The following is a 24030-nucleotide window of genomic DNA, read 5'->3' on the forward strand; positions in this document are numbered from 1 at the left end:
CCCGCGGAGCGGGTCCCCAGGCGCTGCGCGCCTGGGAGAGAACCGCTTCGCTGCGCTCAGCGGTGCCGCCTTCGGCGGCAGGACCCTCCGCTTCGCCTCGGGTCCCTGAGCGCTGCGCGCTCAGGAGAGACCCGCCTCGCTGCGCTCGGCCGAGGTCCCTTCGGGACCTCCCCTCCGCTTCGCTCCGGGGTAAAAACGGGCTCGCTGCGCTCGGCCAAGGCCCCTCCGCTTCGCTCCGGGGTAACAACCGGCTCGCTCCGCTCGCCCGCCTCGCTCCGCTCGGCCCAGGCCCCTTCGGGACCTGCCCCCTCCGCTTCGCTCCGGGGCAAGGCCCTCCTGGCTGCGCTCGGAGGGCCGCTGAACCGCCTTGCTGCGCTTGGCGGTGCCCGGCTTCGCTGGGCGCATGGCCGGCCCTTCGGGCAGGGGGTCCTTCGCTTCGCTGCGGACAGGTCGGGTTCCGATTTGGCGCTTCGCGCCAGGCGCAGAAGCTTCGAGGGGCTCCGCGTCTAGAAGGAGGCGCCCACGTAGTTCTTGCAGCATGGCCGACCGCTTCGCAGTCCTGAGTCCTCCGCTTCGCTTCGGACCGAGGGTGAAGGGAAGCCGCCTCGCTTCGCTCGGCGGCTGATTAGTCGGGGTCGTTTCTGCGAGGGTGGTCGGGTTTCTCTCGGGTGATTGGTTGGGTGACCCACTGTCGGGTGTTCCGAAGTGCCAGGTCGGTCTTGCTCCCGCTTGTGCAGAGGGTGAGTAGTGCCTGCCTCTTTGGTCTCGCTGGTTGTCTGCTCGTACTGCTGTGGGTGTTCGGTACAGAGCTCAGGTGCGTTGGTGTCCTGCTCCCGGACGGATCGCAAGGGAAAGAGGGCACCCGTTTTTGGAGGTGACCTTTCCCCTGACCAGGGAGAGGACTCCTTGAGGGCCGGTTGAGTGGTGCTGGGAATCAGGGCCAGGGCGTTAACGGCGTTAATGGTCGGTGAGGTCGTGATTCAAAGTGATGTGGGGATAGAGATGGGAATCGGTCAGATTCTGCGTGGTTATGGACACGGTGTCCGGGGGCCGTCGGTTCGTTGGCCGAGGTGTTGCGACGTCAGGAACCAGTGCCGACAGAAGGCTTCGACGAGGCCTTAAGTGCGCGCAGCGCGGCAGGGGACGGCCTATAGAGGGTACGGATATGCGTTGCCGCAGGTCAGAGGGGGTGCGGGGGGAAAGTTATGTCCCCTCAGAAGGGACATAACTCGGGGGATGTGTCGCTGGTAGGGGGACACAACTCCTGCAAAACGTCAGTGAGGCTGACGCTTTTTGGGCCAAAACGTCGGGGAGGCTGACATTCTTGCGGAGATACGTCGGCGAACTGCGTGAGGGCGGGGAGGGGTTGGGCGAGGGGGCTCGAGGGAGGCTCGAGGGAGGCCGTGGCCGAGATGTGTCCCTCCTGGGGGGACACAAGACACGCCGAACGTCAACGAGCGTGACATTAGTGTCACCCTTGTTGACATACTCTCTCTCCAGATCAACGAAGTGGAGAGCATCCTCGTGTCATCAGAAGCACAGCGCCGCCGGCAGAGTCCGTCGCGCGCGCCGCGTCCTGATCTCCCCGTTGATGACGCGATCTCGGCGTGGAGTCAGCCGCTGGCTCCGGTCAAGGATCTGGACAGCCTGGCCAAGCGGTACCCCAGCCGGAAGCTCACGCTGGACGGTGAGCGCAAGCCGCTGGAGTTCTACGGGACGCAGAGTCAGCCAAATGCGTTCTCGATGGACAGCCTCGAGTTCTTCCTGGTGATCGCCCAGTACTTCAGGGAAGCCTTGCCCCTGAGGCTCATCCTGCTGCTGATCGCGTGCCAGCGAGCGGGAGGGCGGATTCCACTTACCCAGGAGGAGATGGCTACCATCCTGGACGTCAGCCGGACAAAGACGTCGGAGGCACTGCACACCGTGATGTCTCATGGGATCGTCTTCAAGGTGCGGCGGGGTGTGTACCAGTTCAACCCGCCCTACAGTTACCGGGTGGCCGAGTTCATCCCGGGGACGGAGACGGCGGGTGAGTTCGTGAAGGTGGAGCAGCACAGCACCATCTCGCAGATTCGCAGCGACACGAGCCTGCCGGACCTGGTGCGGTTCCCGTCGCTGGACCACATGCGGCAGGCAATCGAGGAACTGCGGGCCGAACGGTCCAAAGAGCGCGCTGCGCGCCGGCTGAGCCGGGCGCAGCGCAAGGAAGAAGGGACAGCTCAGTGAGCACCTTGCGATTCGCTGCGGTCAACGCCGACGGGCTTCTCTCCGACCTGGACCTTCCGCCTGCCGCCTACCGTGTGCTGCTGAAGCTGCGTTCGCTGAGCGAGCCCGGCGGACGGATCCTCATCGACCAGGCCACGATCGGCGGGCTGCTGGAGCTGAGCAGGCCGAGCGTCAACGCCGCTCTGCGCAGCCTGGAGCTCGCCAAGCTCGTGCGGAAGGTCAGGAACGGGGTGTACCAGATCAACCCGATGCTGGCCGGGTACAACTCCTTCGAGGACGCCGTCGCCGCCGTGAACGAGATGGCGGCCGACGAGCGGCTGGACGCCCGTGGGTACGTCGCCAGCTACCACCAGGCGGTGGCGGAGTATCAGGACCAGCTGGCGGAGCAGCGGAAGAAGCGTGCGGCGCAGGCCGCGGCGAAGAAGGCCGCTGAGTCGAAGCGGCGGCGGACGTTGCACGCTGTTGGGTGACAGTTCTTGAGGAAGGGGCCCGTGAAGGGCCTCTGAGGGTGATTCAAGAGCCTTTGAGGGCCCCGGGGTATCCCGGGGCCCTCAAAGGGTTTCAGGGGCTTGGGTGGGCTTCTGTGGCCTCGCGTGGACAGGGGTCAGCCGACGGCGAGTTCGGTGTTCGCGCGGTCCGTGATCAGGGTCAGTACGCGGCCCGCCACCGCCAGGTCCTCGGCAGGGATGCCGGAGTAGAGGCGGGCGGCGATCTGGGCCGTCTCGGCGGCGGTGGCCTCGTACAGTTCCCGGCCGGCGTCGGTCAGGCGGAGGTGGGCGTCCTCCCGGGAGAGGAGCTTCGAGGCCGTCAGTTCCTCGATGACCTCGACGACGAGGGCGTCGGTGGCCTTCAGGGAATCGCCGATCTCGGCGACGAGTTCGCCGTGGGTGATGGAGCCGCCGGCGACGGTGACGGCGCGCAGGGTCACGCTCTGGTGGAACGTGACGCCGTGGCGGGCGAGGGCGCCCTCCGCGAGGGTGCGGGCGGCGTGGTGGGCGAGAGCGATGACACGGGCGTTGAGGGTGGGGGCGGTGGTGGTGGTCATGACTGCTCCTTCTCGTTCTCGGGCCGTGGATGCGGAGCTGTGGGATCAAGCGGTGTGTCGAGCAGGGCCGCCAGGTCGAGGGTGAACTGCCGTGCGCGGGAACCGTGGCGGCCGCCGAGCGGTTCCAGGAGCTGGTCCAGGAGGCCCTGGACCGCCTTGATGGCCTGCCGGGTGACGTCGTGGCCGTGCTCGGTGAGCGACAGCTGCATGGCGCGCGGGTCGTCCGGGTCCCGGGTGCGGGCGACGAGGCCGGAGGTCTCCAGGGCCCGGGCGAGCTTGGAGACGTACAGCGGTTCGAGGCCGGTGTGGTCGGCGAGCCGACGCTGGCTGGGGCGCGTACCGGAGCGGGACATGCCGTACAGCGAGGCCATCAGGGCGTACTGGGCGTGCGTCATGCCCAGGGGGGCGACGGCGCGGTCGACGGCGACCCGCCATTTCATCGACAGGCGCCAGACCAGGAATCCGGCGGTGGCGCTCTCGGCTGCTGAGCTCATGGGCAATACCGTACATGGCTACTATGTACATGGCTAGTATTTTGGTGGCCGTCGCCCCGGCCGCCCTCGGCGGCCGGGGCCGTGTCAGAAGGCGAAGTCCACGTAGTCGATGTCGGTGAACTCGACGAGGAGGGACGTCGCGCGGGCGCCGTTGTCCTTGAAGTAGATCTCCTGGAGCGCCTCGGCCGTGATGTGGCGGAGCTGGGCCTCGGTGGCTCCGGTCTCCTGGGCCGCGAAGAGGCGCTGCGCGTACTCCGGGGGCAGGTGCTGGGTGATGCGTCGCATACGGCCGTCGTCGGTGGTGCCCGGGGCCGCGGTGAAACCGAACCGGGCGCGGGTCTCGATGACGAGGCCGGTGGTGCGGGCGGCCTGTTCGCGGGCGCGCTTGCGGACCAGGGGCTGCCAGCGGCGGCGTACCTCGGCTTCCAGGCGGGCGGCGAGGGCCGGCTTGGGCTGCTTGATCTCGTTCTTCACGTAGCGCTCGACGGTGCGCTGGGAGATGCCGAGGGTCGCGGCCACGGCCCTCGTGGTCTTCAGCTGCTTGAGGAGGAAGCGCATCTGGGCGCCCGCGGACTTGGGGATGGGGCGGGTGAAGTGGAGTTCGTCCGCTTTGGTGAGGCTGTCGGAGATGTCGGACATCGGTTACTCGCCGTCTGCTGCTGCGTCGTGGCCCTTGATGTGGCGGGCCGGGTTGAGGTGCTGGTCGAGGAGCTGGACGGCCCACAGGAGGGGCTGGGTGCCCTCGTGCTTGACCATGCCGGGGCTGACGCCGAGGCGGAAGCCGCCCGGGAGGGGCTTGCCCTCGGGGGTGTGGGGGAGGAAGTCCAGGGGGCTGGGGCCGTCGGAGAGGTAGACCGCGCAGTCGGAGAGGACCGCGATCGGGTGCAGTCCGGCCTCGGTGGCGAGCTTGCGCATCTTGCGGTGCATGTTGACCCGGGCCGTGGAGATCACGGCGGCGCGGATGTCGGGGCGCCAGGTGGGGCGTTCCAGGGCGGGCCAGGCCTCGCCCGGGCGGTAGGCGGCGCCCTGGGGGCGCTCGCGGAGCTTGCCGATGCCGCCCTTGACCGTGGACTTGATGGCGGACAGTACCGCCGTCGAGGTGTGCGGGGCGTTCTCCTTGTAGGTCGTCATGGCGGAGAGGAACTCGGACTCCGTGAGGGACGGGGTGATGCCGAGGTCGGCCATGGTGGCCATGTAGGCGTCGCGGAGGCGGGTGTACCAGGCGTCGAGGTACGGGCCGTTGTCCGGGCGGACCCAGGCCTCGGTGGGCCGGACCTCGTGGCCGAGCTCCTGGGCGTAGGCGAGCGTGGGGGTCGCGTACCAGGCGGGGCCGGTGGGGGGCTTGCCGTGGGGGGTGAAGGGGCTCGGGAGGCGCGGGTCGAGGGAGAGGGAGGAGAGGTCCGCGAGCCAGCAGCCGGGGAGCTTGGGGTCGAAGCGGGGGGAGGCGGTGTGCACGGCGGGGCCGAGGCCGACGGTGAGGCGGTTCGCGGCGGCGGCGAAGGCCATGTTCACGTCGATGCCGACGGCGTGGGTGCGGGCGCACTCGGCGTCGGTGAGGAGCTCGGGGTCGCGGATCCAGTCGTACGCCTCCTCGTCGAGGACCTCGTCCGGGGTCCGCTGGTGGGCGCGGGGGTAGAGGGCGGCGACCACCGGGTGCTCGTCGGGGGCCTCCGGCGGGGCCGGGTCGACGGGGCGGGTGAGGGAGCCGGGGACGGGGGCCGACTCCCAGGCGTTGGTCTGCGGGTTGCGGGCGGCGCGGGTGGGCGGACGCAGGGCCGTCATGAGCTCCAGGCCCGTGACGGCGGTGGAGCCGCGGGGAGTGAGGACGCGGGCGGCGTAGGTGGTGAGCAGCTCGGCGAGCTCGGGGGCGGAGAGGCCGGCGGTGTCCTCGCCCCAGGCGCGGGAGTCGAGGGCGCCCCAGGGGAGGACCGCGAGCTGGACGCACTGGCGGCCGGTGGTGGGGGAGGCCGGGCGGTAGATGCGGGCCCAGGGGCCGAAGCCGCGGCGGGTGAGCTGCCACTTGGCCTTGGTGAGCTGCTTGATGACGGGGTGGTTGTCCGGGAGGCGCAGGGCGCGGCGGTCTTCGAGGGCGAGGGGGAGGCCGAGGTGTTCGGCGGCGGGGGCGGTGAGGACGAGGAGGGGGTCGCCGTCGCGGCCGTTGCGGTGGAGGCGGGGGGCGCGAAGGTCGGCGTCGGGGCCGAGGGCCCAGGCGACGAGGGCGGGGAGGTCGGAGGTGGGGTGGGGGAGGAGGAGGCCGCCGGCGGCGTGGGCGTGGCCGGTGCCGTCGAGGACGGCCAGGGGGCCGTGGCCTTCGACGGGGGCCGGGGTGGGGGTGGGCTTGGCGGGGTGGGTGGGTTGGGTGGGGCGTTGGGGTGGGCGGCCGGTGTGGGTGGGTTGGGTGCGGGTGGGGGCTGGGGCGTTAACGGCGTTAACGGCGTTAACGGGGGTGGGGGGCTCGGGGGTGGGGGTGTTAACGGCGTTAACGGTGGGGGCGGGCGTGGGCTCGGCGGGCGGGGCCGGTTCGGCGTTAACGGCGTTAACGGTGGGAGCGGTGGCGGGCGTGGTGTTAACGGCGTTAACGGTCGGGGCCGCGGGGGGTTCGGCGGCCGGGGGCTCGGCGTTGACGCCGGTGACGGGGGTCGCGGGGTGGAGGGCGGCGAGGCCTTCGAGGAGGCGGGCGTACGCGGCGCGCTTCGGCGGACGGGGAGCGGTGCGGCCGGTCTCCCAGGAGGTGACCGTCTCGCGGCGGACGGAGAGGGCCTTCGCGATCTGGTCCTGGCTGAGGCCTGCGGCCTCGCGCAGCCGCTTGCGTTCCTCGGGGTGGGGGAGACCGTCCTGGGCGGCGGCTTCTTCGAGCAGGGCGTCGACCGCTGCGAAGAGAGTGGTCTGTTCGTTCGTCTCGCTCATTGGTACTACCTCCAGGAGCACCCTATGTGAATCGCACGGTTGAACGCACATGGAACGCACGTGGGGGCGTTAACGGCGTTAACGCCGTCAGCGCCCCCGGCGTGGGTGCGGCAGCCTCAGATGCGCTGCATGAGGAGTTCCGTGACGGCCTTCAGGTCGTCCGGGGTGAGGTGGGCGGTGAGGGCGTCCGCGATGGTCTCGGGGGAGTGGGTCGAGATCGTGATGCGGGGGGTGGGAGCGGGGGCGGGGGTGGGGGCCGGGGCGTTGACGGCGTTAACGCCGTTAACGGTCTGGGGTGCCGGGCGGGTGCGCTGGCGCGGGGGGTTGACGGCGTTGATGCTCTCGGCGGCGGCCGCCGTCTGTTCCTCCTGGGGGAGGCGCCCGATGCGGCGGGCCGGCTCGACCTTCAGCTCGCCCGTCTCCACCTTCTCCTGGAGGTCGGGCGTCAGGTTGAGGAGGGTCAGGCGCTGGGAGACCCAGGCCGGCGTCTTCCCGATGCGCTTGGCGACCTGGGCCTGGGAGCCGTGGACGTCCACGAGTTCCTGGAGGGCGCGGGCCTGGTCCATGGGCGCGACGTCGACGCGGTGGACGTTCGCGATGAGCGCCGATTCCAGGATGTCGGCGGCCGAGGCGGACAGGGCGTCGTTGACGTGGATGTGCATCGTCTTGAGCCCGGCCAGCTGGGCGGCCGCGAGGCGGCGGTTGCCGTCGATGACCACGTACGGCGCGCGGCCCAGGCCGTCGGTCTGGCCCGGGTGGGCCTCCATGAAGGCCAGCCGGGTCGCGACCGCGAGGGGCTGGAGCTGGCCGCGCACGATGAGGGACTGGGCCAGCTCGTCGAGGTCGGTGAGGTCCTCGCGGAGGTTGAACGGGTTGTGGGCGAGCGCCTCGATGGGCACCTCGGACGGCGGGACGACCCCTGAGGTGGGGGCGCCCGTGGCCTCGGCGATGGCGGCGCGGCGGGAGCTGACGCCGACGGGCTGGGCCCGTGCGAAGGAAGCCGAGACTCCGAGCTTGTCGGCCTTGCTGCTCATGAGATCTCCCGGGCGAGGGCGCGCAGGGCGACCGCCTGGTCGCCGTTGGGGGCGTAGACGAAGAGGGGCTGCTTGAGGCGGACGGACTCGCGCTGTTCCTTGAGGTCGGGGACGATCGCCACGACCCGGGGGTCCTTTATGTCCATCCACGCCTGGAGCGAGGACGTCGCGATGTAGCCGCGGCGGCCGTCGTAGAGGTTCACGACGAGGCCGAGGTAGTCGATGTCCAGGCTGAGGTCGTCGCGCAGATCGTTGATCTGGGAGGTGAGGAGGTCGTAGGCGTCGGCGGAGGAGTCCTCCGCCTGGACGACGATCAGCGCGCCGGAGGCGCCCGGCTGTTCGGTGTCGCGTCGGCGGCCGTAGTAGATCGCCGCGTCCATGCTCAGGCCGAGGCTGGGCGGGCAGTCGATCAGGATGACGTCGTAGTCGGACTCGACGGGGGCGAGGGCGCGTTCGAGGGCGGCCTCGCGGGCGCGGACGGTGGAGAGGCGGACGTCGAGGAGGAAGGCGTCCGTGCACGCCGGCAGGAGGTGGAGGCGGTCGCCGAACCGGTCGTGCTCGATGGGGGCGATGAGGTCCTGGAGGGGGCCCTTGGCCTCGCCGGCCATGTGGCAGGTGAGGCTGTCGCCGCCGATGGGGAGCGGCTGCTGGCCGAGCTGCTTGGTGAGGTGGCCCTGGGGGTCGAAGTCGACGAGCAGGACGCGCATGCCCAGACCCGGGAGGTCTTCGAGGTCCAGAGCGGTGGTGTGCGGGTGGTCGCCCTCTTCGGGGGGCGCGAGGCGCGCCAGTTGGCGGGCCACCCGGACCGGGTGCAGGGTCGAGGGGTCCTCGGCGAGGGCCTCGGCGGTGCCGGCGGTGACGGCGGTCTTGCCGACGCCGCCCTTCTGGTTGCACACGACGATGCGGCGTACGACGGAGGGGCGCTTGACGGTGGGTGCCGGGTTCATCTCCAGCCAGAGGTGCACCGCTTGGGCGAGACCCTGGATGAGGGAGACGCCGCGGTCCCTGGAGTCGGTCCGGAAGGACTCCCACTGGCCGGCGGGCAGCCAGGTGGAGAACGATTCGGCGCCGGAAGTGTCGACGGGGGAGGGGGCGGAGGCGAGGGCGCTCCAGTGGGCGATGCCCTGGTGGACGGCGTCCTGGATGTCGACCCGCAGCTGGGCGGTGCGGATCTTCAACTCCTGGCGGAGCCACGGGGGGAGCTTGGAGACGACCTTCTCTCGGTCGTTCTGGGACGAGGGCGAAGTCATGAGAGGGACTTTACTAACGTTCTCGGGTGCGCGTGGGCGCCACGCTTGGGTTTTGCTAACGAAATGGGTGGTGGGGTGCCCGGGTACGCGACAGGGCGGCCTCGCGCACGCCGTAGCGAGCACCCCCGTGGTTCACCACGGCGTGTGCGAGGCCGCCCTGGACGGATCGTCAGCCGACCGGGACGGGTGCCGGCAGGCCGAGTTCGGCGCGGCACGCGGGTGAGCCCGCCGGGTCGAAGAGGGGGATGCGGGGGGCGGGAACGATGCCCGGGAGGAGGTACTCCCACAGGTCGACGATCCGGGCGTGCAGGTCCTTGCGGCCGGCGCGGACGTGCGAGGTCACCTGGACGCCGGTGAAGGAGCCGACGAGGAACGTGGACAGGTCACCCACGTCGAGCGAGGCGAGGACGTCGCCGCGTTCCTGGGCCGGTGTCAGACAGCTGCGGCAGGTCTCGATCCAGGCGTTGTACGGGGACGGGTCCGGGCTGGTGAACGAGCCGAACTCGATGACCAGGCGGATCCCGGCGCGGATGCGGACGTTCGTGCGCAGGCCGAAGGCCATCTGGTGGGTGAGGTCGATGACGGTCTGGAGTCCGGGGTCCGCGAGGGCGGGGACGTCCTTGGACACCTGGAACTGCTCGTCCACCAGGGTGCGGGCCAGGGCCTCCTTGGACGGGAAGTGGAAGTAGAGGGCGCCCTTCGTGACCCCGGCGTGTTTGACGACGTCGCTGAGGCTGGTGCCGCCGAAGCCGGCGCGGTCGAAGGCGATGGCCGCCCCGTCGAGGATGGCCTGCCGGGTGATCTCGGCCCGTTCCTGCCTGACCCTCGCCACGTGTGTCTCCTGATTGCCGGTTACGTCCGCTGTAAGGAAGGTCAATCTAGTGGGAGTAGCCAAAAGAAAACCAGTCGACCAGTACTTTTATGGCCCTGGGGGATGGGGATTTGGGGTGGGTGGGGGCGGTTTGGGATGTTACTTATTGCTGGGGTGAGGCGTTAACGGCGTTAACGGGTGGGTGAGGTGGGGGTGTTAACGGCGTTAACGGGTGGGGTGGGCTGGCAGGGGGAGGGTGGCGGTCGTGCGGGACGTCTTCAGGAGCCGGGCCAGGCAGCCGGGGCGGTTCAGGAGGGTGTTGCGCAGGCGGAGGCCCAGGGCGGTGGTGGGGGCGAGGAAGGGGCCGGTGTACTTGCCGCCGCGGCCGCAGGCGGCGTCCCCGATGAGGGCCGTACGGCCCGTGGACCAGGTGCCGGCGTCGGACCGGCTGATCGAGTCGAAGTAGAGGTCATCGGCGGCGGCGAGGGAGTCGAGGAGGTGGCTCACCCGCCAGGGCAGGCCCGCGAAGGCCCGGGTGATGAGCGCCTTGTGGGCCCCCGGGTCGTGGCGGTCGTACGGCAGCTCGGGCGAGGCGAAGAGGAAGAACGCGCTCGTCCGGCCGGGAGCGGTGGGGGAGGAGACGACGGAGGCGAGGCGGCCGGGGGCGTTGAAGCCGGTGGAGCCGGGGCGGGCGGGGTGCTGGTCGCCCGGCAGGCTCCAGGTGGCGGCGTAGTAGCCGAGGTGGGAGACGTACCGCTGCTCGGGTCCGAAGGCGAGGCGGCGGACCGTGGAGTGCAGGCCGTCGGCGCCGATGACGAGGTCGAAGGAGCGGGCAGGCGCGTGCCGGAAGGTGACGTCCACCCCGGTGGCGGTCTCGGTGAGGGCGGTGACCGAATCGCCGAAGAGGTACTCCGTGCCGGGCAGGGAGGACGCGTGAAGGATGCGGGCGAGGTCGCCTCGCGGGACTTCCACGTCGCCGCCGGCCAAGGCGGCGGGGAGGCGGAGGAGTTCCCGCTCGTCGGCGTCCACGAACGTCATCGGTGTGCCGCCGGTCCGGACGCGGCGGAGCTCGTCGAGGATCCCCATCCGGTCGAGGACGCGGAGGTGGGTTTCGCCGCGGAAGTCGACGGCTTGGCCGCCGGTGCGCGGGGCGGGGGCGATCTCGACGACGGTGGGGCGGAAGCCGTGCCGGACGAGCCAGTGGGCGAGGGCGGGTCCGGCGACGCTCGCGCCGGAGATGAGGACCGTTCTGGTGAGGGGCACGGGTTCTCCGTCGGCGGGATTTATTGTGTCCGGGGGATGCTGTTTTTCGTGTGTACGGTAGACGCTGTTTTGGCGCGAGGGCAAGGGGATCCGGTGGCGGACGAGCAGTGGGGCGCGGCGGTGCGGTTGTTGTGGGGGCCGCCGGTGACGCCGGCTCGGGGGCCGCGGCGGGGGCTGACCCTGGAACAGATCGCGGCGGCCGGGGTGGGCATCGCCGCCGGCGAGGGGCTCGGCGGGGTGTCGATGCAGCGGGTGGCCGGGGAGTTGGGGGTCACCAAGATGGCCCTCTACCGGTACGTGCCGGGGAAGGCGGAGCTGGTCGCGCTGATGGCGGAGGCCGCTATGCCGGATCCGGCCGGGGCGCTGGACGCCGCGCTGGCGGTGGCCGGAGGCGGGTGGCGGGAGCGGCTCCGGGTGTGGGCGCGGCAGCTGCTGGGCGCGTTCCGGGGGCATCCGTGGCTGCTGGACGCGACCGTGGGGGCGCGGGCGGTGGGGCCGCGTGAGGTCGGCTGGCTGGAGCGGGCACTGGCCGCGCTGGAGGGGTGCGGGCTGAGCGGGGCCGAGGCGATGGACGCGGTGGTGCTGGTGACCGGGCACGTGCGGGGGATCGCCGAGCAGGAGCGGGCCGCGGGTGGTGGCGGGGGGCCGGACGCGGAGCTCGGGGCCGTGTTCGGGGAGGTCCTGCGGATGCGGGGCGAGGACTATCCGGCGCTGGCGGACGCGCTGGCCTCCGTCGCCGAACACGGGGGGCAGGACCAGGCGCTGGAGTTCGGGCTGGAGCGGATCCTCGACGGGCTCGGGCTGCTCGTGGAGCGGCGGGCGACCTCCTGAAGTCGGGGCCGTCTTGTTCCCGTGCGTGGGGGCCGGGGCAGGACAGGGCCGTGGCGGGTGGAGTGCTGGTCGCCGTGGCCGTGGTGGTCCTCGCGTGCGGGGCGGGTGGGGTGCTGGCGCGTGGGGTCGGGCAGCCGGCGGTGGTCGGGGAGATCGCCGTGGGGATCCTGCTCGGGCCGACGTTCCTGGGGCGGGTGTGGCCGGAGGGGCAGCGGTGGCTGCTGCCGGGTGAGGTGGTCCCCGTCCTGGGCGAGCTGGGGGGCCTCGGGCTGGTCGTCTTCATGTTCCTGGTCGGGCTGGAACTCGATGTGGGGATGCTGCGGGGGCTCGGGCGGGCCGTGGTGGTGGTGAGCCAGGCGAGCGTGTGGGTGCCGCTGGGGATCGGGGGGCTGCTGGCGCTCGGGTTGTACGGGTCCTTCGCTCCGGAGGGTGTGGGGCGGGGGGAGTTCGTGCTGTTCGTGGCGGTGGCGCTGAGCGTCACCGCCTTTCCCGTGCTGGCCCGGATCCTCGTCGAGCAGGGGCTGTACGGGACGCCGGTGGGGGCGCTGGCCATGGCCTGCGCGGCGGTGGTGGACGTGGTCGCCTGGTGCCTGCTGGCGGTGGTGGTGGCCGTCGCCGGGGGCGGCGGGGCGGGGGCCGGGCTGTGGCGGGCGGCCCTGGCCGGGGTCTTCGTCGCGGGGATGTGGTGGGGGGTGCGGCCGCTGCTCGCCCGGGCGGCGCAGCGGTGGGGGACGGACGGGCCGGGGTCGGCGCCGGTGCGGGGCGGCGGTGTGGCGGCGCTGTTCGGTGGGGTCTGCCTGGCCGCGTACGCGACGCAGGCTCTGGGGCTGCACGCGCTGTTCGGGGCGTTCGTCTTCGGGGCGGTGGTGCCCCGGGGGGTGAAGGCGGTGGAGTCGGCGGCGCGGCGGATGCGGGACTTCGCGGTGCCGGTGCTGTTGCCGCTGTTCTTCGTGGGGAGCGGGCTGCGGACCGACGTGGGCGCGCTGGACGGTGTCGGGGCCTGGCTGTGGGCGGCGGCGGTGCTGGGGGTGGCCGTCGCGGCGAAGTGGGGTGCGGGGACGGTGGCGGCGCGGGCGGCGGGGGTGCGGGGGAGGGACGCGGTGCTGGTGGGGGCGCTGATGAACTGCCGGGGCGTGACGGAGCTGGTGGTGCTGAACGTGGGGCTCGGGCTGGGGGTGATCGGGGCGGAGCTGTTCACCGCCCTGGTGCTGATGGCCCTGGTGACGACGGCGGCGACGGGGCCGGTGGTGCGGGCGCTGGGGGCGGGGGAGCGGGTGCGGGTGGTGCGGGGTCGGCGTTAACGCCGTTAACGCCGACGGCGGTGGCTGGGGTGGAGAGGGCTCCGGGGGTTCGCGTCCGGTGCGGTGACCGTGTGGGCCGGTGGATGGGCGTCGGCGTGCGCGGAGGCCCTGACGGGGAGGCCGTTGCGCCGTTGGCGTTAACGCCGTTAACGGTCGGCCGGGATGGGGGGCGTTCCGAGGGATTCGCTGCCGGGCCGGCGGGGTGGGCGCAAGCGGATTTCGGGGAGGGGCGGGGCGTGCGCGCGGGGCCCTGACGAGGGAGGTCGTCGCGCCGTCGGTGTTAACGGCGTTAACGGTGGCCGGGGGCTCTGGCGGGAGTCCGGCCCGGCTCCGGCGGGGGCGTCGACTGTGGCCCAGGATCTCGTACCCCCTTGGCGTGGGGCGAACCGCGGACGCGGCGATTGCGGTGTGGAGCCCCTCATGGTCAAGCAGGAGCGTGCGGCACGCACGCGCGAATCTCTCGTACTCGCGGCAGCGGAGGTGTTCGCCGAGGAGGGTTTCACCGCCGCGTCGATCGCCGCGATCAGCGAGCGGGCCGGGGTGACCTCCGGCGCCGTCCAGTTCCACTTCGACGGGAAGCCCGCCCTGGCCCGTGCCGTGGAGGCCCGGGCCGCGCGGGCGCTGCGGCGGATCGCCGAAGCGGAAGCCGAAGGGGAACGGGCCGGCGCCCCGCTGAAGGTGCTCGTCGACGCCACGTACGCGCTGCTGGAACTGCTGGCCCGGGACGTCGTCGTACGGGCCGGGTTCGCGCTGGGCTCCGATGCCGCGCACCGCAGCCGGGTGGACCTGAGGGGACAGTGCCTGCTGTGGGCGGAGGAGTTGATGGTCTCCGCGGAGCGGGCCGGGCTCCTCGCCGAGGGGGTTTCACCGCAGGACGCGACGCGGGTGGTGGTCGCCGTCACGACCGGGCTGAGGGCCATGCGGTCCGTGGAACCGGAGTGGACGCCGAGGCAGGCGCTGACCCGGATCTGGGCAGTGGTGCTGCCGGGGATCGCTCCCGAGGGTGCGGCGGCTGCGGAGCAAGAAACAGACTGAATGGTTTGATTTCCGGGGTCAGATGGGTGTTATATGACCTCCGTAGTGAGGCGGCTGAAGGACTCCAGGCTGTCGTGGGTGCGTGAGCTTTTGGCAAAACCCCAGGTCAGAGGAGATTTCTGGGTGACGCCGAGATTTCGCCGGACTGAAAACTGCCTGACCGGTTTCCTGTTGACAAACCGTCCGGCCTGTTTTCTACTGACTCTTGCGACTCATCCAAAGACAGGGGAGTACGACGTGGACATCGATGTACTGGGCGCACTCGCCGTGCGGGAGAACGGGATCTCCATCACGCCCACCGCTCCCAAGCCCCGGCAGGTCCTGGCGCTCCTGGCCCTCCACGCCGATCAGGTCGTGCCGGTCTCGGCGCTGATCGAGGAGCTGTGGGGGTCCATGCCGCCGCGCAGCGCCCGTACCACCCTCCAGACGTACGTGCTCCAGCTGCGCGCCCTCATCGCCACCGCCCTGGAGGGCAACGGCGACGAGGAACGGACGGCGAAGGACGTGCTCGTGACGCTGCCCGGCGGCTACCTGCTGAACAGCGACGGCGGCACCAGCGACGTCCGGGAGTTCGACCGGCTGGCAGGCATGGGCTACCGGGCGATCGACGCCGGCGACTACCCCGTCGCCGCGCAGCGGCTGCGCGAGGCCCTCGCCCTCTGGTCGGGCCCCGCCTTCGCCGACGTGCAGGGCGGCGTACAGCTGGACATGGAGACGCGCCGCCTGGAGGAGACCCGGCTGTGCGCGCTCGACCAGCGCATCGAGGCCGACCTGAAGCTGGGCCGCCACCGCGAGCTGCTGGCGGAGCTGACGGTGCTGGTCAGCCGGTACCGCACCCACGAGAACCTGCACGGGCAGTTCATGCTCGCCCTGCACCGCTCGGGCCGCCGCGGCGAGGCGCTGGACGTGTACCAGCGGCTGCGCGCCACGCTCGTACGGGACCTGGGCCTGGAGCCGTCGACCTCGCTGCGCAGGCTGCAGCGCTCGATCCTGATGGCCGGTCCGGAGGGCGTGGGCAAGGCGCCGGCGCCGGCGGTGGCCGGTGCGGTCGCCGGGACGGGCCCGCGGGCCGACCGGCTCGTACGGGCCTGACCCGCACGCGGCCGGCGCCGGGCGCGGCGGTCAGCGGTAGGTACAGGGACGGAGCGGGGGCGAAAGGGAGACGGAGCGGTGCAGGAGAGGTCGGAGCGGACCCGCAGGCGGTTGGTCTTCGCCGGGGCCGAGTTGTTCCACCGCAACGGATACGCCAACGCGACACTTGGTGAGATCGCCGGTGCGGCGGGGGTGACGAAGGGGGCGTTGTACTTTCACTTCGCCTCGAAGGACGAACTCGCGGACGCCGTGCAGCAGCGCGGTTGCGGCCTGCTGCACGAGGCGGTCAAGGGACTGCGGGAGGGCGGAGCCTCGCCCTTGCAGGCGCTGATCGACACGACGCACTGGCTGGCGCGGACGCTGCACGAGGACCCCGCGATTCCCGCGAGTTTCCGGATCACCAAGGAGTGCGCCGGACAGCAGCCGGCCGCGGTCGACTTCCACGGGGCGTGGCTGTCGGCGGTGTGCGAGCTGCTGCGGATGGCGCGGGACGTGGGGGAGCTGCCGCTGGACCGGCCGGTCGGGGGAGTTCCCGACGCGGGCGGTGACGGCGGTGACGGCGGTGACGGCGGTGACGGCGGTGAAGGTGGTGCCGGTGCCGGTGCGGCTTCCGGTGGGGGCGGCGGTGCGGCCGGTGACGCGGCTTCGGCAGCCGACCGGTGGGAGAGCGCGGAGGCGTTGGTGGCCGCCGCGGTCTGCGGTATCGAGGTGCTGGCCGGGACCGGGCTGACGTACGCCGAGCTCCAGCGGAAGGTGGCCGCCCTGTGGGGGCTGCTGCTGCCGAGCCTCGTGGGCGCGGAGCGGGTGCGGGAGTACCGGACGCAGTCCGTCGGCTCCGTCGCCGCCGGTTCCGGTGCGGCCGGTGTGGCCGCCGCCGGTGGTGCTGCCGCGCGGCAGGCGGGCGGGGAGCGGAGCTACGAGTTCCTCGGGAGCGCCGTCTGAGGAGCGTTCTCGGGACCGTCGCCGGCCGGGACCGCTCCGTCGTCGGAGGTCCCGGCGGTGCGGTGTGGTGCGGTTCGGTGCGCTGGGGTGCGGTGCCGTGCGCTGGGGTGCGGTTCCGCGCCGGCCGGTGACTTCGGCGGTGGTGCGGTGCGGTGGCGGCTCCGGCTGGGGCCGGGGCGCTGTCGCCGGTGGGTACGGCCCGGGGACGCCGCCCGTGTCCGGCGCTTGGTTCCGGTGCCCGGGGCCCGGCGGAAACGTGAGTGCGGTGGCCGGGCCCGGAGCCCGGTGCCATCGAGGCGAATCGACGGAACTGCGGAGGGGGAGACCGTGAGGATTCAGATTCTGGGGCCGCTCAGTGCCGAGGTCGACGGGGAGTCGATCGTGCCGACCGCGGCCAAACCGCGGCAGATCCTGTCGCTGCTTGCCCTGCATCCCGGGCAGGTGATGCCGGTGCCCACCCTCATGGAGGAGATCTGGGGCCACGAGCTGCCCAACAGCGCGCTGACCACCCTCCAGACGTACATCCTCCAGCTCCGCCGCCGACTGGGCACGGCCATGGGGCCGGGCCGGCCGGGGGCCGCGAAGGAGGTCCTCACGACACGGCACGGCGGGTACCTGCTGCAGGTGCCGCCGGAGTCCGTCGACGTCCACGCGTACGAGGACCTCGTCGCGCGGGGCCTCACCGCCTTCGAAGGCGGCGACGACGAGGGCGCCGCCGCCCTGCTGCGGGCAGGGCTCGCGCAGTGGCAGGGGCCCGCGCTGGTCGACGTACGGGTGGGTCCGGTCCTCGCGATCGAGGTGATGCGGCTGGAGGAGAGCCGGCTGGTCACGGTGGAGCGGCGGATCGACGTCGACCTGCGGCTCGGCCGGCACACCGAACTCCTCGCCGAACTCACCGAGCTGACCGCCCGCCACGCGCAGCACGAGGGGCTGCACTCCCAGCTGATGGTCGCGCTGTACCGGTCCGGGCGGCAGGGCGCCGCCCTGGACGTGTACCGGCGGCTGCGCGGGCGGCTCATCGGGGAACTGGGCGTCGAGCCGTCGCCGCAGTTGCAGCGGCTGCACCAGGCGATGCTGACGGTCGACCCCGCCCTGGACGTGGCGGCCGGCCCCAAGCGGGGATCCACTTTCGATCTCTACGCGGCTTGACCTCAGCCGCGGTTGAGGTGTGAGAGTGGGGCGCATGGACAACGACACCACGCCCCGCGCCGCGGACATCGAGGCGATCGACCGGCTCATCGCCACCGTAGAGCGCTCGCAGCAGAACAAGGACGCCGAGGAGTTCCTCGGGCTCTTCCACCCCGACGCGATCTGGACCACCGCCCACGGCAAGGTCCTCATCGGCTTCGACGAGATCGCCGGGTTCACCCGCCGGGTGCTGCCCGCCGCGCAGTGGGACGGAAAGGTCAGCTACGAGCGGATGCACGTGCTCTTCATCCGGGACGACGTCGCGGCCGTCAAGGTGCGCCAGCGCTACCCCGGAGCCGACGACACGGCCGAGGGCGCCCCGCTGTACGTGGTCTCCCGGCAGGACGACGGGCGCTGGCTGCTGACCGCCTGCCAGAACACCCAGGTCCAGGGGTGACATCGTGGGGGCATGGACGATCTTGAAGTGAGGCCGTTTCGGTTCGACGTGCCCCAGGACGAGCTGGACGACCTCGACGGGCGGCTGCGGCGGACGCGGTGGCCCGACGAGCTCGACGGCGCCGGGCGGGCGTACGGGATGCCGCTCGGGGAGACGCGGGAACTCGTACGGTACTGGCGCGAGGTGTACGACTGGCGGGCCGCCGAGGCACGGCTGAACGCATGGCCGCAGTACACCACCGTCATCGACGGGGCGCGGGTGCACTTCGCGCACCTCCGCTCGCCCGAGCCGGACGCCCTGCCGCTGATGATGACGCACGGCTGGCCCGGGTCGTTCGTGGAGTTCCAGAAGGTGGCCGGGCCGCTGACCGACCCGCGGGCGCACGGCGGGGATCCCGCCGACGCCTTCCACCTGGTCCTGCCGAGCATCCCCGGCTTCGGGCCGTCCGGCCCGACCACCGACACCGGGTGGGAGTTCAAGCGGGTCGCCCGTGCCTTCGGGACGCTCATGGAGCGGCTCGGGTACCGGGCGTACGGGGTGCAGGGCGGTGACTGGGGTGCGGCCGTCTCGCGGGAGCTGGGGCGGATCCGGCCCGGCGACGTGGTGGGGGTGCACCTGAACCTGCTGCCCGGGGCGGGGGCCACCGCCGAGCCCGGGGAGGCGGAGCTGGCGGCGCTCGAACCGGCCGAGCGCGAGCGGACGCTGGCCTCCTGGGAGCGGTACCGGGTGTGGGCGCGCGAGCGGCAGGGGTACGCGGACATCCAGGCGACCCGGCCGCAGACCCTCGCGTACGGGCTGAACGATTCGCCGGCCGGGCTGCTCGCCTGGATCGCGGAGAAGTTCACCGAGTGGAGCGACCCGCGGACCCCCGTCGACCGGGACCAGATGCTGACCAACGTCATGCTGTACTGGCTGACCGGCACGGCCGGTTCGGCCGCCCGCATCTACTACGAGCGCGCCCACGCCGACTACCACGGCCGGCCGCCGGAGCGGTCGGACACCCCGACGGCGCTCGCCGACTTCCCCCGGGACAACTTCATCCCGCTGCGGCACGTCGCCGAGCGCACCGACCGGATCGTGCGGTGGACCTCGTACGACAGGGGAGGGCACTTCCCGGCGATGGAGGTGCCGGAGCTGCTCGTGGAAGACGTCAGGAGCTTCTTCCGGGAAGGTGTCACATCCGGCAGGGCCCGTCTGTCCCCTGCGTGAGAACACGACCGAGGAGGCCGGGATGTCGGTGCTGCCGGCGGGCGCGAGCGCGCCGGCGGCGGCCGGGCGGAGCGGGTGTCCGGGATGTGAAACGGTCGGCGGGGGCCCCGTACCGCTGTGATCATCGGCCCATGGACCTCGAACGGCGCACCCCGCCCGTACTGACCGGCGACGAACGCTCCACCCTGACCAGCGTGCTCCAGTGGCAGCGCGACACCCTGCGGATGAAGTGCGCGGGCCTCACGGACGAGCAGCTGCGGCGCAGGGCCGTCCCGCCGTCCGCACTGAGCCTGCTGGGGCTGGTCCGGCACCTGGCCGAGGTGGAGCGTGGCTGGTTCCGCAACGTCCTGAACGGTGAGGACGTACGCGGCTACTTCCCGAAGAACGCCGCCGGCGAGCGGACGGAGTTCGACGTCGAGGACGCGGACCCCGCCGAGTCGTTCCGGATCTGGGAGGAGACGTGCGAGCGTTCGCGGGCCGTCGTGGCGGCCGCCGAGTCCCTCGACGTACGGGGGTACTTCGGCGACGAGGCGTACTCGCTGCACTACGTCCTGGCCCACATGATCGAGGAGTACGCACGGCACAACGGGCACGCCGACCTGCTGCGCGAGGCGATCGACGGGGTCACGGGGGAGTAGCGGGACGCCGGGCGGGGCCGGGGGCTACAGGGAGACCGCGCCGGTCCGGTCCACGGCGTCGAGGGCGACCTGCCAGGGGAAGTGCGGCGGGGCGTCGGGGCCGGCCGGGCCGGGCAGGAAGCCGCCCTCGCCGAAGAGCAGTTCGGCGCCGGCGCCGCGCAGGACCGCCAGCGACTGCTCGAACTGGGGGTGCGCCGCCAGGGCGGCGTTCGTACAGGGCATGGCGACCACCGGGGTGCCCTTGCCGAGGGCCTCGGCGGCCACGCCGACGGTGAACCGGTCGGTGAGGCCGAGGGCCCAGGCGTTGACCGAGTTGAAGGTGGCCGGGGCGAAGAGGACGGCGTCGGCGGCGGGCCACACGTCGGGCTCCCCGGGGAGCTTGTACTGCCAGCGCACCGGGTTGCCGGTCAGGGCGGCGAGACCGTCGAGGCTTTCCGACACCCACTGCGCCGCCGTCGGGGTGAGGCCCAGGCACACGTCCCAGCCGCGCGACTGGGCGTCCTCGATCACATGGGCCACGTCGAAGACGGGCGGGGCGGCGGAGCAGAACAGGTAGAGAGTCCTCGTCATGCGGTTATGTGATCACATTCCTGACCCTCAACTCTCCTCCAGGGGTGGGTGAGGCGGCTCAGGCGGCGACGCCGGCCGTGATCCTGGCGGTGAACGAGTCCAGGTTGGCGCCCATCCGCGCGAGGCGTTCGTCCACCGTCAGCGACTCCTCGTGGCGGCCGGCGCGCAGCTTCGGCTGCCGCTTGCCGCGTACGTACAGGGAGCAGGCGAGGTCGGCGCAGATGTACGTGCCGACCGTGTTCCCCTCGCGGCCGCGGGCGCCCGCCAGCGGGGCGGCGAGCAGGGTGACCCCGGAGGAGGCGTGTCCCGTCAGGCAGATCTGGCACAGGCTGGACTTCACCGCGCTGGTGCGGGTCGCGGCGGGGACGCGCAGGGTGATGCCGACCGGGCCCTCGGGGCGGGGGACGACGAGATGGGCGCGCAGCGGGGCGCCCGGGTCGACCCAGCCGAGGAAGTCCAGGTCCTGCCAGGGCAGTTCGGCGAAGTCGAGCGGCAGGCGCAGGCGGGTCGCCTCGCCCTTGGTGCAGTTCACGAAGGACGAGCGGATCTGTTTTTCGGTCAGCGGTTCCACGGGCGTCGACCCTACGGGGCGCGGAGGGCCTTCCGCACCCTCTTTACGCAGGTGGGGGCGGTGGGGGAGGGGGTTCCGGAAATTTTCGCGAGGGTGGCGATGAGTTTCGGGGACGGCGTCGGTCTACCCCTGTGAAAGAGCGGGAGCCGGGTCGCCGACCAGATGTGGACACCGTTCACTTTGGTGGGTAGGCTGCGGAGCGTCCGGATGTGGACGCCGTACACATAGTCAGGGGAACATCGTGCGCAAGGTCATCGCCTCCGTCTTCGTCTCCGTCGACGGCGTCTTCGAGGACCCGAGCTGGTCCATGCCGTTCTGGAACGCCGAGGCGGAGCGGTTCGCCGGCGAGCAGCTCGCCGCCGCCGACGCGCTGCTGCTGGGCCGGGTGACCTACGAGGCCATGGCCCCGGCCTGGATGGCGCGCGCCGAGGGCGCCGACGCGGGGACGGAGCGGATGAACGCGATGCCGAAATTCGTCGCCGGCTCCGGCACCGGCTCCGCCGCCCCCGGGTGGAACGCCACCTTCCTGACGGGCGACCTCGCCGCCGAGGTCGCCGCGCTCAAGCAGGGCGACGGCGGCGACCTGCTCGTCTACGGCAGCGGGCGGCTCGTCAACTCCCTGCTGGAGCACGGCCTGCTCGACGAACTGCGGCTGTGGACCCTGCCGGTGGTGCAGGGCAAGGGGCGGAAGCTGTTCGACGAGGACTCGCCGGTGCGGACCCTGCGGCCGGTGGGCACCACCGTGCTGGGTGACAGCGGGGCGCGGGTGCACGCGTACGTGCCCGTCGCCGGGGGTGGTGCGGCGGGTGGTGCCGACGCCGGCTGAGGTTCGGCGGCCGTTCGGTCCGGCCGCCGATTCCACAGGCCGGATCCTCAGGCCGAATCCGCAGACCGTTTCCGCACATCCGCATCGTCAGACGTCAGAAGGAGATCCACGACATGAGCGAGCAGCCGGTGAAGGGCCCCGCGAGCTACTTCCCCTCGATCGAGAAGAAGTACGGCCGTCCCGTGGCCGAGTGGGTGGACCTCATCCGGGCCTCCCCGCTGAGGAAGCACATGGAGCTCGTCTCCTGGCTGAAGAGCGAGCACGGGATCGGCCACGGCCACGCCAACGCCCTGGTCAAGCACACCCTCACGGAGCACTAGACGCTCGCTTATGCGGGCGAGCGTCTGGGCCATGTCCTGTCTCGCCGGACCCGGCTTGACTGGGTGTCATGACGAAGAACACGAACGAGACGCAGAGCAAGACCACCCTCGTCATCGGGGGCAACGGCAAGACGGGCCGGCGGGTCGCCGAGCGGCTGGAGGCCCAGGGGCACGCGGTGCGGATCGGCTCCCGCACCGGAGACCCCGCCTTCGACTGGGACCGGCCCGAGACCTGGGGTCCGGCGCTGGAGGGCGTGGACCGGGTGTACGTGACCTACTTCCCCGACCTGGCCTTCCCCGGGGCAGCCGACCGGATCGGCGCCTTCGCCGAGGCCGCCGTGGCCGCCGGGGCGGGCCGCCTGGTGCTGCTGTCCGGGCGCGGGGAGGAGGCGGCCCGGGTCGCCGAGGACCGGCTGAAGGACTCGGGGGCCGACTGGACCGTCGTACGCGCCAGCTGGTTCAACCAGAACTTCGACGAGTACTTCTTCCTGGAGCCCGTCCTGGCCGGGGAGATCGCCCTGCCGGTCGGCGACGCGGTGGAGGCCTTCGTGGACGCCGGGGACATCGCCGACGTGGTGGTGGCCGCGCTCACCGACGACCGGCACATCGGCAGGACGTACGAGCTGTCCGGGCCGCGGCTGCTCGGCTTCGCGGAGGTGGCCGCCGAGCTGTCGAAGGCGACCGGGCGCGAGATCGCGTACGTCCCCGTCACGGACGCGCAGTACCGGGCGGTGCTGCGGGAGAACGGCCTCCCGGAGGAGTTCGCCGACCTGTTCACCCTGATCTCGGACGGGCGGAACGCGCACGTGGTCCACGGGGTGGAGGAGGCGCTGGGCCGTCCGGCCCGGGACTTCGCCGACTACGTGCGCGAAGCGGCGGCGAGCGGGGTCTGGGACGTCCGAGGATGAGGTCATGGACACGCTGACCGGTCTCCTCGACGGGCCCAGGGCCCGCGGTGCCTTCCTGATGAAGTCCGTCTTCGACCCGCCCTGGGCCATGCGGGTCGAGGACCGGGCCCCGCTGTCGGTGATGACGCTGGTGCGCGGCTCCGCCTGGCTGCTGCCCGACGGGGGCGAGCCCGTGCGGATCGGGCCGGGCGACGTCGCCGTCGTACGGGGACCCGTGCCGTACACGCTCGCCGACGGGGCGGACACCCCGCCCAGCGTCAGGATCGGTCCCGACCAGCGGTGCAGTGCGCAGGGCGAGGACGTCACCGAGCGGTTCTCGCTCGGGGTGCGGACCTGGGGCCCGTCGCGGGAGGGCGCCGGATCGGTGGTGCTGCTCAGCGGGACCTACCAGGCGCCGAGCGAGATCGGGCGGCGGCTGCTGGGGGCGCTGCCGGCGGTGCTGGTACGGCCGGTGCGGGCGTCCGACGCCACCCTGATCACGTTGCTGGCGGCGGAGGTGGCGCGGGACGAGCCCGGGCAGGAGCTGGTGCTCGACCGGCTGCTGGACCTGCTGCTGATCGGGGTGCTGCGGGCCTGGCTCGCCACTCCCGGCTCCGGGGCGCCGGCCTGGCACCGGGCCCAGGGCGACCCGGTCGTCGGGGCGGCGCTGCGGCTGCTGCACGAGGACCCCGCGCACGGCTGGACCGTGGAGGAACTGGCGCGCCGGGCCGGGGTGTCGCGGGCCGCGCTGGCGCGGCGCTTCACCGAGCTGGTCGGGGAGCCGCCGGTCGCCTACCTGACGGGCTGGCGGATCGCCCTGGCCGCCGACCTGCTGCGCGAGCCGGACGCCACGGTGGCGACGGTGGCCCGCCGGGTCGGGTACGGGAGCGCGTTCGCGCTGTCGGCGGCCTTCAAGCGGGTGCGGGGGATGAGCCCGCAGCAGTTCCGGGCCGGGGAGGGCTCGGAGGGGGGCGCGGGGACGGTGGCGGGGGTACCCGGCACGGTGGTCCTCGGGTAGCAGCCGCCGTCGCCCTCCACGGCGGCACGTCCCCACCCCTTGTCCTGGTGCTCGGCGGCGATGTGGAGGGGCCGTATCCAGATCGTTTCCGAAGCTCGAAGATCCTCGGAGACAGTTGAAAAGAACGGGACGTGCGGTATCTTTATGCCTGTGGCCAGGGGGAGGGGTACAGGTT

The 24030-nt window shown here is 72.1% G+C and carries 24 protein-coding genes and 2 pseudogenes; 16 read left to right on the top strand and 10 right to left on the bottom strand.

Annotated elements, in window-relative coordinates; all coding sequences use genetic code 11:
• The first annotated feature begins 1509 nt into the window (after window positions 1–1509).
• Both AC069X_RS27785 and AC069X_RS27790 read left to right on the top strand, forming a co-directional pair.
• A complete protein-coding gene (locus AC069X_RS27785; RefSeq protein ID WP_042811490.1) occupies window positions 1510–2226 on the top strand; it encodes a hypothetical protein in 717 nt (238 codons plus the stop codon).
• Window positions 2223–2696 carry a helix-turn-helix domain-containing protein gene (locus tag AC069X_RS27790; RefSeq protein WP_123996001.1) on the top strand — a complete coding sequence of 158 codons (474 nt, stop codon included), beginning with the start codon at window positions 2223–2225 and terminating at the stop codon, window positions 2694–2696. The genes AC069X_RS27785 and AC069X_RS27790 overlap by 4 nt, the downstream gene beginning before the upstream one ends.
• Before the next feature lie 134 nt (window positions 2697–2830).
• Here the strand turns inward: AC069X_RS27790 and AC069X_RS27795 are convergent, their stop codons facing one another.
• The 4 genes from AC069X_RS27795 to tap form a co-directional block, all read right to left on the bottom strand.
• Window positions 2831–3271, bottom strand: coding sequence for a MarR family winged helix-turn-helix transcriptional regulator (locus AC069X_RS27795; RefSeq protein ID WP_478732584.1), 441 nt, complete (start codon window positions 3269–3271; stop codon window positions 2831–2833).
• Complete coding sequence (locus AC069X_RS27800; protein ID WP_478732586.1) at window positions 3268–3765, bottom strand: MarR family winged helix-turn-helix transcriptional regulator; 498 nt, start codon at window positions 3763–3765, stop codon at window positions 3268–3270. The genes AC069X_RS27795 and AC069X_RS27800 overlap by 4 nt, the downstream gene beginning before the upstream one ends.
• 84 nt (window positions 3766–3849) lie before the next feature.
• On the bottom strand, window positions 3850–4404 hold the full coding sequence (gene tpg / locus AC069X_RS27805) for a telomere-protecting terminal protein Tpg (RefSeq protein WP_478732588.1): 555 nt from the start codon (window positions 4402–4404) through the stop codon (window positions 3850–3852).
• A gap of 3 nt (window positions 4405–4407) precedes the next feature.
• On the bottom strand, window positions 4408–6672 hold the full coding sequence (gene tap / locus AC069X_RS27810; RefSeq protein WP_478732590.1) for a telomere-associated protein Tap: 2265 nt from the start codon (window positions 6670–6672) through the stop codon (window positions 4408–4410).
• 129 nt (window positions 6673–6801) lie between these two features.
• Between tap and AC069X_RS27815 the strand changes: the two are divergent.
• Window positions 6802–6900: pseudogene (locus AC069X_RS27815) on the top strand (hypothetical protein); the annotation flags it as partial.
• Window positions 6901–7019: 119 nt separating this feature from the next.
• On the opposite strand, the pseudogene AC069X_RS27820 reads toward AC069X_RS27815, so the two are convergent.
• From AC069X_RS27820 to AC069X_RS27835, 4 genes and pseudogenes are all read right to left on the bottom strand, one after another.
• A pseudogene (locus AC069X_RS27820) lies at window positions 7020–7706 on the bottom strand (ParB/RepB/Spo0J family partition protein); the annotation flags it as partial.
• Entirely contained in the window at window positions 7703–8956 is a 1254-nt protein-coding gene (locus AC069X_RS27825; protein WP_478732592.1) for a ParA family protein, read from the bottom strand. The gene AC069X_RS27825 and the pseudogene AC069X_RS27820, both read right to left, overlap by 4 nt.
• 169 nt (window positions 8957–9125) lie before the next feature.
• Window positions 9126–9788, bottom strand: a complete 663-nt coding sequence (locus AC069X_RS27830; protein ID WP_478732594.1) for a ScbR family autoregulator-binding transcription factor — start codon at window positions 9786–9788, stop codon at window positions 9126–9128.
• A 204-nt stretch (window positions 9789–9992) separates the two neighbouring features.
• Entirely contained in the window at window positions 9993–11030 is a 1038-nt protein-coding gene (locus tag AC069X_RS27835; protein ID WP_478732596.1) for an FAD-dependent monooxygenase, read from the bottom strand.
• Window positions 11031–11123: 93 nt separating this feature from the next.
• Here AC069X_RS27835 and AC069X_RS27840 point away from each other — a divergent pair, with 93 nt between their 5' ends.
• The 9 genes from AC069X_RS27840 (at window position 11124) to AC069X_RS27880 (ending at window position 19663) form a co-directional block, all read left to right on the top strand.
• On the top strand, window positions 11124–11861 hold the full coding sequence (locus AC069X_RS27840; RefSeq protein WP_478732598.1) for a TetR/AcrR family transcriptional regulator C-terminal domain-containing protein: 738 nt from the start codon (window positions 11124–11126) through the stop codon (window positions 11859–11861).
• 50 nt (window positions 11862–11911) lie between these two features.
• Window positions 11912–13162 (top strand): cation:proton antiporter domain-containing protein, encoded by a 1251-nt coding sequence (locus tag AC069X_RS27845; RefSeq protein ID WP_478732600.1) that lies wholly within the window; start codon window positions 11912–11914, stop codon window positions 13160–13162.
• A 420-nt stretch (window positions 13163–13582) separates the two neighbouring features.
• Window positions 13583–14197, top strand: a complete 615-nt coding sequence (locus tag AC069X_RS27850) for a ScbR family autoregulator-binding transcription factor (protein ID WP_478732602.1) — start codon at window positions 13583–13585, stop codon at window positions 14195–14197.
• A gap of 237 nt (window positions 14198–14434) precedes the next feature.
• Window positions 14435–15289: an AfsR/SARP family transcriptional regulator gene (locus tag AC069X_RS27855; RefSeq protein ID WP_478732604.1), complete on the top strand. Its 855-nt coding sequence runs from the start codon at window positions 14435–14437 to the stop codon at window positions 15287–15289.
• A gap of 78 nt (window positions 15290–15367) precedes the next feature.
• Window positions 15368–16231, top strand: a complete 864-nt coding sequence (locus tag AC069X_RS27860; protein WP_478732606.1) for a ScbR family autoregulator-binding transcription factor — start codon at window positions 15368–15370, stop codon at window positions 16229–16231.
• Window positions 16232–16558: 327 nt separating this feature from the next.
• Window positions 16559–17380, top strand: a complete 822-nt coding sequence (locus AC069X_RS27865; protein ID WP_478732608.1) for an AfsR/SARP family transcriptional regulator — start codon at window positions 16559–16561, stop codon at window positions 17378–17380.
• Window positions 17381–17414: 34 nt separating this feature from the next.
• Window positions 17415–17816, top strand: a complete 402-nt coding sequence (locus AC069X_RS27870) for an SgcJ/EcaC family oxidoreductase (protein WP_478732610.1) — start codon at window positions 17415–17417, stop codon at window positions 17814–17816.
• Between the two features lie 12 nt (window positions 17817–17828).
• The gene (locus AC069X_RS27875; protein WP_478732612.1) at window positions 17829–19025 is read left to right on the top strand and encodes an epoxide hydrolase family protein; all 1197 of its coding nucleotides are present in this window, start codon (window positions 17829–17831) and stop codon (window positions 19023–19025) included.
• Window positions 19026–19156: 131 nt separating this feature from the next.
• Window positions 19157–19663 carry a DinB family protein gene (locus AC069X_RS27880; protein ID WP_478732614.1) on the top strand — a complete coding sequence of 169 codons (507 nt, stop codon included), beginning with the start codon at window positions 19157–19159 and terminating at the stop codon, window positions 19661–19663.
• 24 nt (window positions 19664–19687) lie between these two features.
• On the opposite strand, the gene AC069X_RS27885 is transcribed toward AC069X_RS27880, so the two are convergent.
• Both AC069X_RS27885 and AC069X_RS27890 read right to left on the bottom strand, forming a co-directional pair.
• Entirely contained in the window at window positions 19688–20233 is a 546-nt protein-coding gene (locus AC069X_RS27885; RefSeq protein WP_478732616.1) for a flavoprotein, read from the bottom strand.
• 58 nt (window positions 20234–20291) lie between these two features.
• The gene (locus AC069X_RS27890; protein WP_478732620.1) at window positions 20292–20804 is read right to left on the bottom strand and encodes an FBP domain-containing protein; all 513 of its coding nucleotides are present in this window, start codon (window positions 20802–20804) and stop codon (window positions 20292–20294) included.
• 241 nt (window positions 20805–21045) lie between these two features.
• Here AC069X_RS27890 and AC069X_RS27895 point away from each other — a divergent pair, with 241 nt between their 5' ends.
• The 4 genes from AC069X_RS27895 (at window position 21046) to AC069X_RS27910 (ending at window position 23855) form a co-directional block, all read left to right on the top strand.
• Window positions 21046–21630, top strand: a complete 585-nt coding sequence (locus AC069X_RS27895; protein ID WP_478732623.1) for a dihydrofolate reductase family protein — start codon at window positions 21046–21048, stop codon at window positions 21628–21630.
• A gap of 113 nt (window positions 21631–21743) precedes the next feature.
• The gene (locus tag AC069X_RS27900; protein ID WP_478732625.1) at window positions 21744–21950 is read left to right on the top strand and encodes a DUF4287 domain-containing protein; all 207 of its coding nucleotides are present in this window, start codon (window positions 21744–21746) and stop codon (window positions 21948–21950) included.
• A gap of 68 nt (window positions 21951–22018) precedes the next feature.
• Window positions 22019–22858 (top strand): Rossmann-fold NAD(P)-binding domain-containing protein, encoded by an 840-nt coding sequence (locus tag AC069X_RS27905; RefSeq protein WP_478732627.1) that lies wholly within the window; start codon window positions 22019–22021, stop codon window positions 22856–22858.
• A 4-nt stretch (window positions 22859–22862) separates the two neighbouring features.
• Window positions 22863–23855 (top strand): AraC family transcriptional regulator, encoded by a 993-nt coding sequence (locus tag AC069X_RS27910; RefSeq protein ID WP_478732629.1) that lies wholly within the window; start codon window positions 22863–22865, stop codon window positions 23853–23855.
• Window positions 23856–24030: the final 175 nt, after the last annotated feature.

The organism is Streptomyces sp. NPDC043896 (genome assembly GCF_056435605.1).

What these genes read in the sequence shown, in the direction of transcription:
- AC069X_RS27870 (WP_478732610.1), top strand. Translation starts at nt 17,415, where the DNA reads ATGGACAACGACACCACGCCCCGCGCCGCGGACATCGAGGCGATCGAC.
- AC069X_RS27880 (WP_478732614.1), top strand. Translation starts at nt 19,157, where the DNA reads ATGGACCTCGAACGGCGCACCCCGCCCGTACTGACCGGCGACGAACGC.
- AC069X_RS27910 (WP_478732629.1), top strand. Translation starts at nt 22,863, where the DNA reads ATGGACACGCTGACCGGTCTCCTCGACGGGCCCAGGGCCCGCGGTGCC.
- tap (WP_478732590.1), bottom strand. Translation starts at nt 6,672, where the DNA reads ATGAGCGAGACGAACGAACAGACCACTCTCTTCGCAGCGGTCGACGCC.
- AC069X_RS27875 (WP_478732612.1), top strand. Translation starts at nt 17,829, where the DNA reads ATGGACGATCTTGAAGTGAGGCCGTTTCGGTTCGACGTGCCCCAGGAC.
- tpg (WP_478732588.1), bottom strand. Translation starts at nt 4,404, where the DNA reads ATGTCCGACATCTCCGACAGCCTCACCAAAGCGGACGAACTCCACTTC.
- AC069X_RS27795 (WP_478732584.1), bottom strand. Translation starts at nt 3,271, where the DNA reads ATGACCACCACCACCGCCCCCACCCTCAACGCCCGTGTCATCGCTCTC.
- AC069X_RS27800 (WP_478732586.1), bottom strand. Translation starts at nt 3,765, where the DNA reads ATGAGCTCAGCAGCCGAGAGCGCCACCGCCGGATTCCTGGTCTGGCGC.
- AC069X_RS27850 (WP_478732602.1), top strand. Translation starts at nt 13,583, where the DNA reads ATGGTCAAGCAGGAGCGTGCGGCACGCACGCGCGAATCTCTCGTACTC.
- AC069X_RS27885 (WP_478732616.1), bottom strand. Translation starts at nt 20,233, where the DNA reads ATGACGAGGACTCTCTACCTGTTCTGCTCCGCCGCCCCGCCCGTCTTC.
- AC069X_RS27825 (WP_478732592.1), bottom strand. Translation starts at nt 8,956, where the DNA reads ATGACTTCGCCCTCGTCCCAGAACGACCGAGAGAAGGTCGTCTCCAAG.
- AC069X_RS27900 (WP_478732625.1), top strand. Translation starts at nt 21,744, where the DNA reads ATGAGCGAGCAGCCGGTGAAGGGCCCCGCGAGCTACTTCCCCTCGATC.
- AC069X_RS27905 (WP_478732627.1), top strand. Translation starts at nt 22,019, where the DNA reads ATGACGAAGAACACGAACGAGACGCAGAGCAAGACCACCCTCGTCATC.